The following is an 18,300-nucleotide window of genomic DNA, read 5'->3' on the forward strand; positions in this document are numbered from 1 at the left end:
CATGCAATGTATATTGTAGCTGCCACTATTCCAGTAATGGACCTTCCTCTGATCAGTTTTTTATTCAAAGCTTTACGATAAATGTAACTTGCTCTCTCTGCGATTGATTGACTTATTCCGNTTTTATTATGGCAACGACTGAAAATGTGTATAACGATCTAATTTTACGGGCTTGTTAGTTTTCCATTTGTTTTTGCAGAAATCAAATCGCTGATTTCATCATACGCATGAATAAAGTGGATGCCTTTTTCCGTAGCCTTGTAAAGTTGAGTNTATCATTGCTACGATCTCTGTTCTACTACGATACTTCATAGCACTCTATAATTGTGATTGTATCATAAAAATGATTTGGTTTTAAACTATGTAATAATGTTCCACTTTTTATATCACAAGCCCGTTCACTACAAATTTCANACCCGTGCGCGTAGACTGTAGTATCATTGCTACAATCTCTGTCCTACTACGATACTTCATAGCACTCTATAATTGTGATTGTATCATAAAAATGATTTGGTTTTAAACTATGTAATAATGTTCCATCTTTTATATCACAAGCCAGCTCATTACAAATTTCGCTCAAGTGATAAACGTCTAATGTTTGAAAATAGCTGCTAGTCGTTTATACGCCTCCATGTATTTTCTACCCAGGTCTGGAGTTGTTCTAAAGATGGCTCGTTTTGAAAATGGATCATCTGTCATACTCTCAATCAATTTGTGGTTTTCAAGAAACTGTAGATACTGCGATATTTGTTTTGAATTAAGATTGCATTTGTACATGATGTGTGTCTTTAGAGCACCGCTTTCACAAACCTCTAAAATTGTCTCAATTATCTCGACCCAACCGCGGTTTCCCCAACCCATAACACTTTGTTCTGTATAATTTTTCATAGGAGGCACGTTCTATGTCACACATGCTCGCTGTCCTATGTTACACAAACTCCAAAATTTCGTTGATATCTTTCACTGCATTTGAATTCTTTATTTTCACATAAGGTACGGTTAACAACTTAAAGTCCTTGTCAAAGCATAGTTTGAGAACTTCAAAGGCCTCCACATACCTTACTTCTGTATTCAGTCGACTCNCATAACACTTTGTTCTGTATAATTTTTCATAGGAGGCACGGTCTATGTCACACATACTCGCTGGCCTACGTTACACAAACTCCAAAATTTCGTTGATATCTTTCACTGCATTTGAATTCTTTATTTTCATATAAGGCACGGTTAACAACTTAAAGTCCTTGTCAAAGCATAGTTTGAGAACTTCAAAGGCCTCAACATACCGTACTTCTGTATTTAGTCTACTTTGTAATGCCCGATATTCTGCCAAACCCTTGATTGCGTTGGATTTGAGATACAGTTTAGATTGCTGTGACCAAAAAATCTCAATCAATTCCACTTTTTCATAAACTACATCTGAGATATCATAAAAGACCTTTGGATCAAAATTTCTACTAAGTGGTATTTCATATGACAATACGTTAGAGTTGAATCTAGCTGCCTCTACTGTAGCAGCTGCTATGGCTCTATGATCATGGTGTATGTCTCCGTGAGAATGAGTAAGAATTATGTCTGGATTGGTCTTGGTTATGAAATACTCTATATGGTTTATCAGTTCATTTGTTACACTAAGCTTTGAATCCTCAAAATTATCAACCCACAAATGTTTTGCACCGATGAACTCTGCTGAACGTTTGAGCTCATTGGTTCGTTCATTTGGATCGCCGCCTGCCCCTCCTCTTGTGAGCGTATACATGGATACATTATGTCCCTGTCTGACGGCCTTGATCAAAAGCCCGCCGCATCCTAACTCAATATCGTCTGGATGTGCTCCTATTGCTAGAATGTTCACAGTAAAAACATATTCGTATTTTATTTAATATTATTCTAATATTGTTCTATATTTTTTTCTAGTCAAATACTATGAATCATGATTCTCTTTAGGAGTCTCAAACCATACGTGTGTGCGGTACATTTGATCCAAGTCAGTACCTTTGCATTATCTGATATCTAGGATGCTCCAGCAAGCGCAGATAGATCAGTCAGATACTGATTAAAGTATGATGGAAATACAGCATATGGATTTGGTTCTGTCTGGTCTGTGATGTATACCCACTTTAGGTATTTTGTAGCCATGTGGAGCCAAGTGGAATCGTATGTTGGTTGGGTGTGTACTGTGGCACCAAACCCCACTACACTCTTTGAATATTGTGGATAGAAAGTATTTGATGCAAGTGTTGACTCGCTTGGCAAGCCCGCTGATTCGTATATTGCAATGTGGTTAAAGAGTGGCACATCTGTTTGGCATATTGAACTTCCAGGGTTTGCCCGTATGTATGAATATCCAAGTGATCTTGCATAGTTTGAGATTGTCTGGTAAAAGCTAAACTCTGAACAAGATCCTGATACTTCATCAAACATTATTCCGTCTAGCATGTTTGGATAGAACTGGTTATACGATGAGATCATGCCTTCTACATTTGCGATACTTCTTCCTGTTCCATATGCTGTTGGCACATAGCCTGTGACTACAGCTCCTGCATTTTTGAGCTGTGTAATTGCAGTTGCCCATGCTGTTGAGGCAGAACTGCCAGGACCTGATGATGGATTTATGTTTACCATGAATGGAACATTAGGAAAAGCTTGTTTTGCTGCAAGTACTTGTGGAAGTTCGCTGAGGCTGTACAATGGGTAGTATATTCCGGTAGCATTGCCTTCAAGTATTGTTGATAGGTCTGCAGATGTAGTACCGGACGCAAAGTTTGGCATTGTAGAAATCATACTGAAAAACAATATCGAGATGACAACCCCGACAAATGTTCTAGATGATTTGACCTTCATTCTAATCTAGAACATTCTTCTATAGAATAAAAGAGGTGCGTATAACAAACATGAATTCAGATTACAGTTTATTATTTTTTATTAATTTGATAACAACAAAAAATATCTAATTGTAATTACAAAACATATCATGCAAATATTAATATCTAATTAATTCCTGGCGATGAATATTTACGGTACATTATTTTTAAAAATCAAATATATCTTGCAAAGAAAATGCTTGGAGCATTCTTGAAGATTTTTTTAACATAAAGCGTAGAACAAACAGCCAACAGAGCTGCTGATGCCACATATGATAAGGTAATATATTCAAGACCAAATCTTCCCAAAACAATTCCTCCCAAACCAACTACAATTGCAGATACCATGACCATGATCGCAAGAGGCTTCACTTTAGTAAGTAACATTGCAAACACGCCATTGGCACTAAAAATTGACAGCAAAATATTGCCAATTGACGCTATGCGTAATATCGATATACTATCTTGCGTTGCCCCAGCATAGGCAGGAATTTGGGGTATAATGAGGTTGATTACTATAGCTGCAATCACAGAAGCCAAGATAGTTACCATAATTACTTTTCTGTAAATTTTCTGTATAAATTGATAAATTTTTTCCATTTCAGGTACCTTGTAGATTATACTCATGTTGTTTATCTGCTTGAATATTGGTACAGTCATGACATATTGTATTATGGAGGCAGGTATCAGAATAGATAGTGCCAAATCGGCACCCATGTGATATACAGAGTTGAATCCCAATGGAAGAATTATTCCATTTACTTTCAGAGTATTAAACGACCAAGAGATCACCCTATCAGCAAACATTACAACAAAATAAAATGTACCAAATAGAAAGTTAGGTAAACTTTCCCACAATTGAACACTGAACTTTGATTTCAGGGTCTTATCCGTTAGAGCACGTGGTTTGTAAAAATGTGGAGCATCTAAAGACACCTTTGATGATGGTTTTATTGATATAATTTTTAGATTATGATAAACTGCAAAGACAGACAGTACGGCAAATGCTCCTCCCAGTGCAACAAAATATCTTAAAGTTGCATCAGGAATTAATGAAGATGACATGAAAAAAACAGACAAGAGCGTGGTAAAAGCTGCAGAATATGCCAGAATTAGATGAACTAGTTTCTTTAACGCAAAGATAACCATGTAGCTTATTCTATGTAATGAAATCGTTACAGTTGCTACGACAGATATTGTAACCAATTCAAATGGAATATGTGAAAAAAAACCATAACCGTACAGACTACCAACAACACCTGCCAAAATTATTGATGATAAGAGATAATCCTTTTTGAGCAGGCCTTTCATCTCACCTATGTTAGTTTGTTCATGATAGAAAGTGAAGAGTTTAGCAAAAATTTGTACCAGTCCTTCACTTATCACCAACCCAAGAAAGACTCCTACTACTAGTGCAGTTGAAATTTGCTGTGGTAATCCCCATGCCATCCATAATGAGACACCAGTAAGAAACAAAAGTACTAGCGAACCAAGCCAGGGAAATAATAATCCCATACCTTCTGCAATTCGGTGGCCAAGTCCATCAATTGGAATTGTAAATGTTTTGATATAATCCTCTTTACTTTTGTTTCTATCTTCATAAGCATCTACAAAATCATAAATATATTTTGCAAGATCAAATAAATCATCAAATCCATATTTCATCACTTGTTCTTTGTTATAACCCAGAACATCAAGTAAGACTACCACATCTGCAATATTATTGACATTTGATTCTATTTCTATTATTGATCTTGCAACTTTTTGTGCAAAGAGCCTTGCTTCACTTGTGAATTCTCTTTCTACATTATGTTCTGGTATCATCATTTCAAGTAATTCCTTGTAATAATCTATTTTTCTCTCTAAGATATTCTACAACATCAAATAATCCTTCATCTACAGAAATTTTTGGGACATAACCAAGACTTTTAATTTTGTCAATAGATGTAAAACCAAATCTAATATCTCCTTCTCGTTGTGGACCAAATTTATGTGAAATTTCTGTGGTCTTTGTGATTGACTTGAGTATCTCAAGCAATCTGAGAACTGTGATAGAGTTACCAGTAGCTACATTAAATATTCCTCCTACAGCATTTTTGGATTCCATGGCAAGAAGATTTGCTTGAACCACATCTTTAACATGGACAAAATCTCTTGTTTGCTGACCATCTCCATGTATAGTTGGTGTTTCATGTCTTAGTAACTGGTTTGTAAAGATCGTTATAACACCACTATAATCGTTCATTATTTGCCTTGGTCCGTACACGTTAAAGTAGCGTAAAGCTACGGTTTCAAGACCATATGATGCGTGATACGCATCAAGATAATTTTCTACTGATAACTTAGAAGCCCCGTAAGGTGAGATTGGCTTACAAAGCATTTCCTCGGAGGCGCGTTTGTCTTTTATTGTACCATAAACTGCGGCAGTTGATGNCTTAGAAGCCCCGTAAGGTGAAATTGGCTTACAAAGCATTGCCTCTGAGGCTCGCTTGTCTTTTATGGTACCATAAACTGCAGCGGTTGATGCAAACACTAATCTTTTAATTCCTTTTTTTACGCAAAAATTCATTATTTCAAGTGTAGTGTTAACATTTACGTCATGCACTAACATAGGATGGCTAACCGATTTAGGTACACTTGCTATTGCTGCCTCATGAAAAACTACGTCAATATCAGTGACTTCGGATAACAGATGCCCAATTTTTCTTGCATCATCTACAATCACATGCAATAGTTTATTGTGTTTGTGGTTTTGCAAATTTGCAAGTGACCCTGTACTAAGATCATCGATTACATATGTTTCGATTTCTTTACTAATTAGATTGTCTACAATATGACTTCCAATAAAACCTGCACCGCCAGTGACTAGTGCCTTGGAAATTTTTTTCATCGCATGATTACCGCCATTCTTTGTTTTTTATGATCATACGAATTGATCAGATTCGCATATTCATTTCGAAAGTGCTGTACGCATCTGTCAAGTGTAAACTCTGCATTGATCTTGATCAATGAATCTTTTTCAAATTTTTCTCGTAGATCATTGTCCTGAAGTAGACGGACTATTCCTTTTGCCAATTCGCGAGGTCGCCTACTTCTTACCAATAAACCACAATCCCCCAGAGCTTCCCTTACCCCTCCAACATCAGACGCCACAACTGCTTTTCCACATGCCATTGCCTCTATGACAGTAAATGGAAATCCTTCCATAATGCTGCTAATTGCTACAATGTCTCCGGCACCGTATGCTTTTTCTGGCTCTTTTGTGCCTCCCATGAATTTTATATTGTCTTCAAGCTGAAGGTCCTTTACTGCCTTGTCACACCTTACAGAGTATTCAAGGTCAATTCCTGCTCCATAGATTAGACATTGAATGTCAGGAATCTCTTCTTTTGCATACTTGATGGCTTGTGTTAGACAAACTATATCCTTGAAGGGGTCTATTCGTGCAACTGAGACTACTGTGGGCCTGTTATCTNGAATCTCTTCTTTTGCATACTTGATGGCTTGTGTTAGACAGACTATATCCTTGAAGGGATCTATTCGTGCAACTGTGACTACTGTGGGCCTGCTATCGTTTCGTTGTACCTCAACTGGCCTAAACTTTGAAGTATCAACTCCATTATACACTACTTTAATCTTAGATGGATCCGCACCAAGTTTTTCTTCCCATACCTTGTTAAAATTACATACCGTAGTTAGGGTATCAGAAATTGAATACACTGTACGTATTATATTATGAGAAAAGATTTTCCAAAATATCTTTGAAGATTCATCAAACAGGTAACGGTTATAGTACAATAACAGTTCTCGATATGCAACGCCGTGTTCTGTAATCAGAACTGGGCAGCCACTTTCTTTTCTGGCATAAATAGCAATCAATGAAGGAAGCCATGCCAGTGAACAGTGAATTATATCCACTTTTGGAACTTGAATTGAAAGAAGTGCAATATGTCGCTGAACCAGCTGAAATGCAATCAGTGCTTCCTTCATTGTCAAGTGTCTGTAAAGGTGCTGCTTGTTGAGATGATCCATGAATATGTCCCAACATGAATGATGCTCAAGACATTTCTTAGAATCGTATTTTAGTAAAAACTGATGAAGTTTAATTACTAATTCTTCAAGCAGGTTTGTATCACATCTATCGGATAGAGTGACCTCAAGAAACTCTTTGTAGAGGATCAAAAAACTATCTTGAATTACCGATTCAGTGGTTCGAAGAATTTTTGAAATCATTGATCCTTTTTCTTTAGAAAATTCGTCATATCGGTGTGACCCAAATATTGGTACGTCTATAACTTTAGTAACATTTGGAGGTACGGTGTACAATGAATTACAGTTTGGGTTTGACAATGCATTTACTACTATAAACTCATAATCTTGCATGCTATCAATTAGAGCCCTAGTCCAGGTGTACACTCCTCCCGAAGTGATGTTTGGGTAACCGTCCCAGTTAATTAGTAAGACTTTTTTCAAATTTCTTCACTTTATTCCCATGTTCTGAGTGGTTCTCTTCTGAATTATTTTTAGTACAGATGGACTCGATGGATTTTAGAATATTCCCCATGGCGTTGTCTATCTGAGCAGAGATCTGCATGTTAGTCTGAGTAATGTCATTTTTAGCCACGTTTGTTGCCATTTTTCTTTGCCTCATTAGCTTCATGGCTTCCTCTTCGCCAAGAAATGGATTTATTCTCCTGGCAAGCGAGACATACTTGTCATAGACAACTTGTGTTTTCTCACTGTCGCATGCAAGTTGATAATATTCATAACATTCTTTGTACGACCATAGTGCCTCCCTTACTGACTCGCCTATTATAGAATCCCCATTAGTTTCGTAAAGCATTGCAGTTTGCAAATAAAGACTACGTGATGCTGCAAGATTTCCAACAACTGCAAGACAATTTGCCGCACAAGAACAGCAAAGAGCTGCGCGCACTAGCAAATTTTTTTGTAATGACTCTGCTGCGTCTTTTAGGTAAAGAAAGAATGCCTCAAAAAAATTTCCCTCTTCTTCCAGCTTGACAGCATTGAGCCACAAATTAGACTCACTTGTAATTCTATGCATCCATGTTTCTATTTTCAATCTACAGGAATTCATCATCCATGTTTTTTAAAAACGATGTAAGTTTTTACAAGCAAAGTTTCGTAGTATAAAGTACTAGTAAAGTTTTATAAAATAATTCAGAAATTTAGAGTAGGTTAGAATGAAGATGTTTTTATAGAAAGATAAAATCATGTTACATAAAATAATGTGCCATACAGGTGTTTGTAATAGTAGTCTAGTTTATTATTTGGATATTTCCACTTACAGGACTTGAACCTATATTGCCAGATCCGTTAATAGAACCTACACTAGAGNTTGTGATAGTAATCTAGTTTATTATTTTGATATTGTCATTACAGGACTTGATCCTATATTGCTAGATCCATTACTAATACCTACACCAGATGTAGAATTAGTGTCATTTGCCATTGCAATTAATTGTGCATCATGTGCCTGTATTTCCGCCCAAGCTTTTGCGGCAGCAACTCGAAAAGCACTCTCGTTTGCAAATGCATTATTAACTAAAGACAGTGACAGTAATCCAAATACTGCAATGCCGATAATTACTATGGTCTTCATTTTATTTCTATTTGTTTTCTTTTTTTATTAACTTGAGCTATAATTCTACTAGAACATTTTTAGCATACTTGGATAAAATCTAGAAAGATACAGACACAAGTCTTGGTTCCAGTCAAAAAAGAAAGAACCAGATATCAAAATATGACAAAAACCAGGCGTTAAGAATTGCTATACAGATCAGATATTCCTAGAATGCATCTATAACAGCGCGTAGTCCGCGAAATTCTTCGGTTGCCAAGACTGCTTGTTTTATTTCATTTAGTGAATATCTGTGCGTTATTATTTTTGACAAATCTATTGTCCCGTCAGAAGCAAGTGTTGCAGCTTTTTGCAGCATTTTAGGAGTTGAGCTAAAACTTCCAATTATAGAAACTTGGTTGTAATGTATCCAATTAGGGTCAGGTGCAAAACCATGATCATTTGAAAAACCACTAAATAGATTAATTTTAGAATTTTTACTTGCCACCTTTGTTGCAAGATTTAGTGCATCTGGATTGCTGGTGGCTACTATGATTATGTCAGAGCCGTAACCATCTGTAAAGTTCAAGACATCGTCAATTGTTTCACTTCCAAACATAAAAGCCTCATCAGCGCCCATCGATTTTGCCTTTTGTATCCTAGATCCAATTTTACCCACAACTGCGGTTTTTGTATGGTACAATCTCTTTGCTAACTGCAAATGAGTCAGTCCGATTGCTCCATCACCTATTATCAAAATTGAGCTTTCTGGATCGATTTCCCCCAGCTGAGAAAATCCATTTAGACAGCATGCTAACGGTTCCAAAAGAGCAACTTCCTCGTTTTTTAAATTATCAGGAACTCGTACCAGTCCGCCTATTTTGATTATCTCTTTTGGAATCTTGAGATATCCCGCAAAACCTCCATCAACTGTTGATCCTATCTCTCGTAGATCATTACACAAATTGTATTGATGTCGATGACAGAATTTGCAATCAAGACAAGGTATGATAGGCGATATGGCAATCCTTGTTCCAGATCTTAGAATCCCATCTGGCACATGGATGTCTTGTAACACTTCTGCGCATATTTCATGACCCAGTATAAGAGGAGCCTTGACTTTTTTATGGCCATTACGATAAACACGTGCATCATATCCGCAGACAGCACAAGCATTTACCTTTACGACAGATTCGTTTTTGTCTTGTGAAAATTCTCTTTCCTCTACTACAAGGTTGTTTGGCCCATGAAACATGGCTACATTTGTCTTTAAATTTGAGAGTTTACTAGCATAGGTCGAAAAAGTCATCTTGGTCTAATCATGTGCACGAATTATCCACTATATGTATTTAGTATGATTCTTAGCTAATATTATTCCAGATTCTTGAAATATTGATCCAACACAAGTAAACTCGATGATATTTTTCAATCTTGTTTGCACATGTATCCAGCACTTAGACAAATATAAAATGGATCACAATATTTTATTCTAACAAAGAGGATGATGACATATTGACAAGATTTTTTGATCCACACATACACATGTACTCTCGAACCACCGATGATTACGCTGCAATGGCAAAAGCTGGAATTGAGGTCATTGTTCAACCTTCATTCTGGCTAGGCAGTCCAAGAACTTCGGTAGGTACTTTTGAAGATTATTGGGAACACATGATAACATTTGAAACAAAAAGGGCAAAGGATTTTGGAATAGAGCATTTTGTTTGCATCTCTGTAAACCCAAAAGAAGCCACGTCAAGACCTCTTGCTATTGACGCATTGGGACCCATGAAACAAAAATATCTTGACCGTGAAAATGTTGTAGCAATAGGAGAGCTTGGATACAATCTCATAAACGATTCAGAAGAAGAAGTCTTTGTAAAACAAATGGAGATTGCAACATCAAAAGACATGCTGACTATGGTCCATCTGCCTCACAACAATAAAGTGGAAGGCATGAATCGCATTGAAAAAATTCTAAAAAATGGACCCAAGCACAAGAGAGAGAAATTATTGATAGACCATAACATCGAGGAGACGATTGGAAAGACATTAGAACTTGGCCTTTGGGCAGGTCTCTCAGTCTATCCTGTCACAAAACTATCTCCTGAAAGAGCAGCCAGGATAATTCAAAAACATGGTTCAGACCACATAATGATAAACAGTGCGGCAGACTGGGGGGTATCAGATCCACTCAGCGTACCACTAACTGCACAAAAAATGAAAAGTGAAGGAATTAGTTCAACAGACATAGAGAAGACTTGTTTTTACAACGCATATGATTTTTTCAAACAGTCTCCCAGGTTTACTTGGAAACCTTGAAGAACGGATAACATCTTTGACATGAAGTTTGCTTTTAGTACAAATGCATTCAAGAGATATACTCTTGAAGAGTCAATAAAAGAAATAGCTGCTATAGGGTATGAAGGTGTTGAACTGTTGTGCGATGTACCGCATGCATATCCACCAGAATTTGGTGACAAGAAAATTCAATCCATAAAAAATCTCTTGTCAGACAACAACCTGCAAATATCAAATCTTAATGCTTTTACCCTTTATGCAATAGGAGACACTTATCATCCATCTTGGATAGAAGATGATGAAAAATCAAGGGAGACACGAGTAAAGCACACAATAGATTGTATCCAGATGGCAAAAAAGATCGGAGCTAAAAATATTTCTACAGAACCTGGAGGTCCACTGAATGGCACAGATAACCGCAGTGTTCCACAGCTAGAAAAATTATTCATTAATGGTTTATTGAAGGCTTCAAAGATAGCTGAAAAGGAAGGAGTAAAAATTCTTGTAGAACCAGAACCTTCCCTGTTGTTAGAGAACTCAAAACAATTCAAAAATTTCATTAAAAAAGTCAACTCAGAATATGTAAAGCTTAATTTTGATATCGGCCATTTTTTTTGCGTAAGCGAAGATCCCGCACAACTAGTTTACGAACTCTCAGATTATACGGATCACTTTCATCTGGCAGACATTGCTCAAAACAGAGTACACAATCACCTCATACCAGGTCTTGGCGCTATTGACTTTGCCCGAGTTTTTGGAGCCATGGATGAGATCGGATATAATGGATTTGTCACAGTAGAGCTTTATCCTTACCAATCAAATCCCGTGGAGGCGGCACAAAGAACATTTGACTATCTCAAAGATATGGCTAAATGAAATAACTTTGGACTCTTGATATTGTATATTTTGTGTGGGCACCATGGTTATGTTTAAAAAATATTTACAGCTAGCAAGACTGCCTAACGCATTTACTTCCCCAACAAATGTTGTAGCGGGATATCTCACAGTAACACCAATTTCCGAACTAAACTATGTCAATCTCGGCATACTAATGGCGTCATCAATGCTTTTTTATGTTTCAGGAGTAGTATTCAACGATTATTTCGATATCGAAATAGACAGAAAAGAACGGCCATCAAGACCCTTGCCATCGGGTGCCATATCAAAGAAGACCACAATACAAATTGCGATAGTACTGATGGCATCTGCAATCACACTTGCCTTTTTTGTTTCATGGTCAAGCTTTGTCATTGCTCTCTTTCTTGCATCCATGATAATTGGATACGATTACAGATTAAAGAACAACAAAATTTTCAGCCCAATAACAATGGGAGGAACTAGATTTCTTAATGTAATCATGGGTGCAAGCCCTGCACTTTTGTCTTTTCAGACTAATTTATCAGGACTTGGATTTGTAGCCAGCTCTGTCTTTGCATATGTTGTTGTTATAACGCTTTTTAGCAAGAAAGAACTAAGCGGAATAAAATCAAAACGACATACAATTGTTCTCTTTTCAATCATTTATGCAATTATTGCAGCCATAACAATTGTAACTTTTCTTGGGCTATTCAAGACATGGAGTCTTGTGATTTTGGTACCATATACTATTATCATGAGTGTCATCTTCAAACAGGCTCTCGTAGGTGACGCATCATCTATTCAGAGAGTGATCAAGAATATGGTAATCTCAATAATAATTCTTGACAGCGTATTTGTAAGTGGAGTTGCAGGATTGTCATATGGGTTATCAACTTTATTGTTCTTGTTGCCATCGATTCTCTTGTCAAAAAAATTCTATGTTACATAAACTTAATTTAAGTATGTTACATGTATTACTCTAGGAGTTGAACTGAAAATGTCTACAAAAAATATTATTGTAATTAATGTTGTTGGCTTGGAACACAAGCATTTGAATTCTGATCTTACTCCCAACATCTCCGCACTAGCTGAAAAAGGAGAGAGTGCAAAAATGGAACCTGTATTTCCTTCTGTCACATGTACTGTTCAGGCAAGCATACTTTCTGGACGATATCCAAACGAGCATGGCATAATTGCCAATGGGTTGTATGATAGGAGTAGTCATTCAGTATCATTCTGGGAACAACCAAGTGCACTTGTCCAGCGAGAAAGAGTGTGGGATACTCTAAAAAATAAATCTCCTAGTGTAAAGACGGCGGTCCTTTTTTGGCAAAATACAATGTTTGTAAACTCGGACATTGTCATTACGCCAAGACCACTCCACATGGGAGACGGGAGCATGATACAATGGTGCTATTCAAAGCCTGCAGGATATTATGAAGAGGCATCAAGAACTATTGGCGAGTTTAACCTTGCAACATATTGGGGTCCCATGGCATCGCATAGATCAAGTGAATGGATTGGCAAGGCAGCAGAGTACACTTTGGAAAAATCACGGCCAAACTTGATGTTTGTGTACATACCACATGTAGATTATTCTGCCCAGAGATTTGGTCCAAATAGTAATCAAGCACGTGATGATCTGAAAAAGGCAGACAGCATAGTAGGAGATATTGTTGAAAAGACATCAAAATTGGGAACAAGTGATGAAACCGAGTTTATGGTTATTTCAGAATATGCATTCAATGATGTTTCAGGAGCAGTTCCTTTAAACGTAAAACTCAGGGAGGCAGGACTGCTTGACATTAGGACCATAGGAGGAAAAGAATACATTGACTTTGAGCTCAGCAGGGCATTTGCAATGGTAGATCATCAGGTGGCACATATTTACATCAAAGACGGTTTTGCAGACAAGACCCAGAAAGTTCTAGAAGATCTCCAAGAAGTAGAGAAAGTTTTGACAAAAAAAGAACAAAAGGGATTAAAAATAGATAATGAAAGGAGCGGCGAGTTGATAGCAATATCAACAAAGGACAAATGGTTTAGCTACTACTGGTGGGATGAAGCTCAAAAGGCTCCACCTTTTGCTGGAACTGTGGATATTCACAGAAAGCCAGGCTATGATCCACTGGAATTATTTTATGATAGGGAAAAAAATAGCATCCCATTTGATACAAATATGATAAAAGGTTCACATGGAAGGCCCGCTAACTTGGATACAGGAGAAGGTCTTGCATGTTATGTTTCAAATCGCAAGTCTGGATTGACAAAAAATTCAAGCGTTGTAAAATGTGTTAACATTGCAAGTCATCTGGTAAATAACTGGAAGTAGCCATAAAGATAAAAAACAAAGTCACAGATGAGACAATGATGGGATTCAAGTATTCTATAACCTTGCAGTCTTTTAGAAAAATAGAATCAATTGAGAAAACATTGGCCAGATTAAAAGAACAAGGATATGATGCAGTAGAGATGTTTGGCGAGCCAGACCAAACAGATTTTAAAAAGATCAAAGAGACCACCGAATCACATGGATTACTCATTTGTGGCATAACCGGAATGTGGGGAAGGGCCAGTAAAGATGGGTAAAGAGAAAACTGCTTAGCCTGGATCAAGACGTGATTAAACATTCTGAGAATTATGTAAAAAGGTGCATTGAGATGTGCCAATATCTTGGAGGTAGTGAAATTAACATCTGTCTCTTTGCAGATAGTAGCCTTGATTTTGATGCAAATCATGGCATGGTATCTGAAGATCAGAAAAAATCCACGATAGANATGAGATAACGATGGGATTCAAGTATTCTATAACTTTGCATTCTTTTAGAAATATAGAACCAATGGAGAAGACATTGGCAAGATTAAAAGAACAGAAATATGATGCAGTGGAGATGTTTGGCGAACCAGACCAAACAGATTTTAAAAAGATCAAAGAGACCGCCGAATCACATGGATTACTCATTTGTGGCATAACTGGAATGTGGGGAAGGGCCAGTAAAGATGGGTCAAAGAGAAAACTGCTTAGCCTGGATCAAGACGTGATTAAACATTCTGAGAATTATGTAAAAAAGTGCATTGAGATGTGCCAATATCTTGGAGGTAGTGAAATTAACATCTGTCTCTTTGCAGATAGCAGTCTTGATTTTGATGCAAATCATGGCATTGTATCTGAAGATCAGAAAAAATCCACGATAGACAAGGCAATTCCTTTGTTGGTATTGTTATCGCGATTTGCTGCAGACCATAACGTGAACTTACTCATTGAACCTCTCAACAGATACAGCACTCCATATTGCAATACCGCCAAAGATGCCGCATATGTTGCTGCAAAGATAAATCAAGACAATGTAGGAATACTGCTTGATACGTTTCACATGAATATAGAAGAAAGCTCTTTTGAGAAAGCAATACTTGATTCAAAGCANAGGAATACTGCTGGATACGTTTCACATGAATATAGAAGAACGCTCCTTTGAGAAAGCAATACTTGATTCAAAGAGTTTTGTCAAGCATACACATTTTGCAGACAATAACAGAGCAATGCCAGGATATGCACATCTTGACTTTGCGCCAATTGTAAAAACTCTCCAAGAAATCAAATATGATGGATACGTATCTTTTGAACCAAATTTGACTGCCGACTATGAGTCGTCTACACTCACAGGGCTACAATTTATCAAAAATTTAGAAAGTTCCTAGACCAAGAAAGATTCAGAAATTTTGTTAAAAATTTTGATTTCAATCATATACAATTAATTGTAGTTTAGAACAGCGATGCTTCCGGTTAGATTGACATAGTAGATGTTACCATTCCACACCTGTGTGTCTGTTGGTGCAAGAGTGAGTCCTGATATGATTGTCTGGACCTGTCCCTTTGGAACTCCGGTCACGGGGTCTATCTGAGGAGGATTCTTATCAGTTGAGAGAAGTGCAGCTATATACCCTGCGCCATAATCTCCAAAGAAGTATGCACCTTGTAGGTTTGCAGGATATGTGTTTCCATGGTAGAATGTTCCTCCAGTAACNTCCTAGACTTGTGAGAAATCAAAAATTTTGTTGAAAGTTTTGATTCCAATCACATACAATTAATTGTAGTTTAGAACAGCTATGCTTCCGGTTAGATTGACGTAGTAGATGTTACCATTCCATACCTGTGTGTCTGTTGGTGCAAGAGTAAGTCCTGACATGATTGTCTGGACCTGTCCCTTTGGAACTCCTGTCACTGGGTCTATCTGAGGAGGATTTTTATCAGTTGAAAGAAGTGCAACAATATTACCTACGCCGTAATCTCCAAAGATATATGCACCTTGTAGATTTGCTGGATACATGTTTCCATGATAGAATGTTCCTCCAGTAATTGCTTCAAGATCTTTGGCAAAACCAGTAGTTGGCTCAAGTCCTTGATGCGGATACCAGTATAGTGGCTCTTTATAGTTTGTAACGTTCTGCGGATTTCCAATAGTTGGCCCTTCATAGTTAGACCATCCAAAGTTAACTGGAGTGGTGGTGTCTACAATAGACTCCCATGCACTTTGTCCCACATGATCAAAGTATATCTTGCCTGTCTGCGAAATCTATATCAAAGTTAAAGGTATTTCTTACACCATAGCTGTAAATCTCCTTTCGTATGGATGGATCAAGACTTGAAGCAAATGGGTTTGTGCTTGGAATCGAATAAAGAAGTCCGTTGGAACCAGGACTTGCAAGTGGAGTTATCTTGAGTAATTTGCCAGCTACTGATGTAAGATCTTGTGATGCTGTGTATCCATAGTTATCACCTGTAGAGACATAGAGATTGCCTTGGGAATCAAATTTCATATGCCCTCCGTCATGGTCTACATCGGCTGGAATTTTATCAAGTATTATTTGCTGACCAACACTAGTATCTGCTATGATATTTCCAGAAGAATCAGTTGTAGTGTGATACCTGAAGACCTCATTTTTCACCACACCTGTAACGTTTAGTGTAGAGTAAAAGTACACCATTTTTGTATTCACCCAGTTTGGATCAAAGGCAATTCCTAAAAGTCCCGCATCTGCATAGACTTGTACGTTTGGCACTTTAACAAACGGTACTGATTGTTTCACAAAAGTTCCGCCATTGTTTTTAACTACAACTACGGTTCCATTTTGCTCAATTACCATAAAATTACCAGATCCGTCTTTGCCAGGTCCATTGTCTGGAATAAACGCCATTCCAATTGGACTTGAGAGACCAGACATTACGGTTTTAACATTAAACATTGGTGTACTGGTACTAGTTACATTAAATGAATTAGAATACTTGTTACCATTACTGTCTGATATTTGCACTTGATGCAATCCAATCGTAGATGTACTAGGAACAGCAAATGAACCTTGGAATTCACCTACTAAATCGCTTGTCAGACTAGCTGGATTAGTTATGACTGGAACATTATCAAGAGTTACAGCAATTACCGAGTTGGCTGCAAAGCCACTGGCACGAAAGTTTACTGCAGTACCTGCATGTCCGCTTGTCGGATTAAACAATAATGCACCTGGTGTGATCGTAAAGCTCTTTGTGTCAGTATTGCTCTGATCTGTAGCTTTGATATTATAAGATCCTGTTGGTCTATCAAATACTTGGATGTCGGCTACAAAGTTTCCGTTAGAATCAGTTTCTATAGAAGCNGCTGGATTAGTTATGACTGGAACATTATCAAGAGTTACAGTAATTACCGAATTAGCTGCAAAGCCGCTAGCACGAAAGTTTACTGCAGTACCTGCATGTCCGCTTGTCGGATTAAACAATAATGCACCTGGTGTGATCGTAAAGCTCTTTGTGTCAGTATTACTTTGATCTGTAGCTTTGATATTGTAAGATCCTGTTGGTCTATCAAATGCTTGGATATCGGCTACAAAGTTTCCATTAGAATCAGTTTCTATAGAAGCTGGATTAGAGTTTGGTGCAAACCCTCCTCCTTGTCCAACCCGAATTCCAGACAAAGATGTATTATCAAAATATAAAGTGATTCTGGAATATGGTAAGAAATTGNCTATAGAAGCTGGATTAGAATTTGGTGCAAAACCTCCTCCCTGTCCGACCCTAATTCCTGATAAAGATGTATTATCAAAATACAAAGTGATTCTGGAATATGGTAAGAAATTAGCACCTGTAACCTTTACTAGATCTCCAGCATTACCAGAAGTTTGATAAGCTGTGATTGTACTGCTTGGCCCAACAATGAATAGAGCATTGTGTGCATGGGTGCCATCTGTTGCCTGAACCTTGTGTGAACCATTTGNTTGAGGTTATCGTAGCAAGAGTAGTGCTATCCCATCTTAGTGTGACTGTAGTACTAGGTGAGAATGCATTGTTTGTACCGGTTGCCGATACAGTTGTGCCTACAGGTCCTCGTGATGGAGAAAGCACTAACCCTATATCTCTATAAACAGCATTTAGTTGTGTGTCACTTGATATCGATACTGGTCGCGGGTTGAGTGTAGAACCTGTATCTTTCCAGTGATCAAACACATATGTTGCAAAATTGCCCATTCCAACTGTATACTGTGCGCCATTCTTTAGAACAAATGTGGTAGGCGAGAAACCTGTTGATACAATTCCACTACTATTTCTCAACTCGGTATACATTCCCGTAAGAATATCTCCTGTTGATAGCTGCGTTGATACTGTTAGCTTGTATGTGGTAGATTGTGTTGTGGCAGATGCAGTGTTTGA

At 37.5% G+C, this 18,300-nt stretch carries 19 protein-coding genes and 3 pseudogenes; 7 read left to right on the top strand and 15 right to left on the bottom strand.

Annotated elements, in window-relative coordinates; translation table 11 throughout:
- The 12 genes and pseudogenes from tfb to DYY66_RS01220 form a co-directional block, all read right to left on the bottom strand.
- Window positions 1-120 (bottom strand): annotated as a pseudogene (gene tfb, locus DYY66_RS01175) (transcription initiation factor IIB); the annotation flags it as partial.
- Window positions 121-591: 471 nt separating this feature from the next.
- A complete protein-coding gene (locus tag DYY66_RS01180) occupies window positions 592-888 on the bottom strand; it encodes a winged helix-turn-helix domain-containing protein (protein WP_166285489.1) in 297 nt (98 codons plus the stop codon).
- Between the two features lie 265 nt (window positions 889-1,153).
- Entirely contained in the window at window positions 1,154-1,852 is a 699-nt protein-coding gene (locus DYY66_RS01185; RefSeq protein WP_166285491.1) for a PIG-L deacetylase family protein, read from the bottom strand.
- Between the two features lie 158 nt (window positions 1,853-2,010).
- Window positions 2,011-2,841 carry a spherulation-specific family 4 protein gene (locus DYY66_RS01190; protein WP_166285493.1) on the bottom strand — a complete coding sequence of 277 codons (831 nt, stop codon included), beginning with the start codon at window positions 2,839-2,841 and terminating at the stop codon, window positions 2,011-2,013.
- Window positions 2,842-3,035: 194 nt separating this feature from the next.
- Window positions 3,036-4,688 (bottom strand): hypothetical protein, encoded by a 1,653-nt coding sequence (locus DYY66_RS01195; protein ID WP_166285495.1) that lies wholly within the window; start codon window positions 4,686-4,688, stop codon window positions 3,036-3,038.
- 1 nt (window position 4,689) lies between these two features.
- A partial coding sequence (locus DYY66_RS15595) for an NAD-dependent epimerase/dehydratase family protein (protein ID WP_394352529.1) occupies window positions 4,690-5,294 on the bottom strand: 605 nt, incomplete at its 5' end.
- Window position 5,295: 1 nt separating this feature from the next.
- Window positions 5,296-5,751, bottom strand: a pseudogene (locus DYY66_RS15600) (NAD-dependent epimerase/dehydratase family protein); the annotation flags it as partial.
- Window positions 5,748-6,336, bottom strand: a 589-nt coding sequence (locus DYY66_RS15605; RefSeq protein ID WP_394352530.1) for a glycosyltransferase, incomplete at its 5' end; no start/stop codon positions are given. The gene DYY66_RS15605 and the pseudogene DYY66_RS15600, both read right to left, overlap by 4 nt.
- A gap of 1 nt (window position 6,337) precedes the next feature.
- Window positions 6,338-7,277: pseudogene (locus DYY66_RS15610) on the bottom strand (DUF3492 domain-containing protein); the annotation flags it as partial.
- A 34-nt stretch (window positions 7,278-7,311) separates the two neighbouring features.
- Window positions 7,312-7,944, bottom strand: coding sequence for a hypothetical protein (locus DYY66_RS01210; RefSeq protein ID WP_166285501.1), 633 nt, complete (start codon window positions 7,942-7,944; stop codon window positions 7,312-7,314).
- Between the two features lie 297 nt (window positions 7,945-8,241).
- Window positions 8,242-8,484 (bottom strand): hypothetical protein, encoded by a 243-nt coding sequence (locus DYY66_RS01215; protein ID WP_166285503.1) that lies wholly within the window; start codon window positions 8,482-8,484, stop codon window positions 8,242-8,244.
- Window positions 8,485-8,671: 187 nt separating this feature from the next.
- Window positions 8,672-9,751, bottom strand: a complete 1,080-nt coding sequence (locus tag DYY66_RS01220; RefSeq protein WP_166285505.1) for an alcohol dehydrogenase catalytic domain-containing protein — start codon at window positions 9,749-9,751, stop codon at window positions 8,672-8,674.
- Between the two features lie 203 nt (window positions 9,752-9,954).
- On the opposite strand from DYY66_RS01220, the gene DYY66_RS01225 reads away from it, so the two are divergent.
- From DYY66_RS01225 to DYY66_RS15620, 7 genes are all read left to right on the top strand, one after another.
- The gene (locus tag DYY66_RS01225) at window positions 9,955-10,764 is read left to right on the top strand and encodes a TatD family hydrolase (RefSeq protein WP_166285507.1); all 810 of its coding nucleotides are present in this window, start codon (window positions 9,955-9,957) and stop codon (window positions 10,762-10,764) included.
- 21 nt (window positions 10,765-10,785) lie between these two features.
- Window positions 10,786-11,619 (top strand): sugar phosphate isomerase/epimerase, encoded by an 834-nt coding sequence (locus tag DYY66_RS01230; protein ID WP_166285509.1) that lies wholly within the window; start codon window positions 10,786-10,788, stop codon window positions 11,617-11,619.
- Window positions 11,620-11,668: 49 nt separating this feature from the next.
- Window positions 11,669-12,550 (top strand): UbiA family prenyltransferase, encoded by an 882-nt coding sequence (locus DYY66_RS01235; protein WP_166285511.1) that lies wholly within the window; start codon window positions 11,669-11,671, stop codon window positions 12,548-12,550.
- Between the two features lie 48 nt (window positions 12,551-12,598).
- A complete protein-coding gene (locus tag DYY66_RS01240) occupies window positions 12,599-13,933 on the top strand; it encodes an alkaline phosphatase family protein (protein ID WP_166285513.1) in 1,335 nt (444 codons plus the stop codon).
- A 35-nt stretch (window positions 13,934-13,968) separates the two neighbouring features.
- A complete protein-coding gene (locus DYY66_RS01245; RefSeq protein WP_166285515.1) occupies window positions 13,969-14,190 on the top strand; it encodes a hypothetical protein in 222 nt (73 codons plus the stop codon).
- A 250-nt stretch (window positions 14,191-14,440) separates the two neighbouring features.
- On the top strand, window positions 14,441-15,024 hold a 584-nt coding region (locus DYY66_RS15615), incomplete at its 3' end, for a sugar phosphate isomerase/epimerase family protein (protein ID WP_394352531.1).
- A gap of 11 nt (window positions 15,025-15,035) precedes the next feature.
- Window positions 15,036-15,299: a TIM barrel protein gene (locus tag DYY66_RS15620; protein ID WP_394352532.1), complete on the top strand. Its 264-nt coding sequence runs from the start codon at window positions 15,036-15,038 to the stop codon at window positions 15,297-15,299.
- 53 nt (window positions 15,300-15,352) lie between these two features.
- Here the strand turns inward: DYY66_RS15620 and DYY66_RS12850 are convergent.
- The 3 genes from DYY66_RS12850 to DYY66_RS01270 all read right to left on the bottom strand — a co-directional run.
- The coding region (locus DYY66_RS12850) for a hypothetical protein (protein WP_218583559.1) at window positions 15,353-15,625 on the bottom strand (273 nt) is incomplete at its 5' end.
- A gap of 60 nt (window positions 15,626-15,685) precedes the next feature.
- The gene (locus DYY66_RS01265) at window positions 15,686-16,141 is read right to left on the bottom strand and encodes a hypothetical protein (protein WP_166285523.1); all 456 of its coding nucleotides are present in this window, start codon (window positions 16,139-16,141) and stop codon (window positions 15,686-15,688) included.
- 4 nt (window positions 16,142-16,145) lie between these two features.
- Window positions 16,146-17,252 (bottom strand): sorbosone dehydrogenase family protein (locus DYY66_RS01270; protein ID WP_218583560.1); only part of this gene is annotated, 1,107 nt, incomplete at its 5' end.
- Between the last annotated feature and the right edge of the window lie 1,048 nt (window positions 17,253-18,300).

It is taken from the genome of Candidatus Nitrosotalea sp. FS, assembly GCF_011319475.1.
In the GTDB taxonomy this organism is placed as follows: domain Archaea; phylum Thermoproteota; class Nitrososphaeria; order Nitrososphaerales; family Nitrosopumilaceae; genus Nitrosotalea.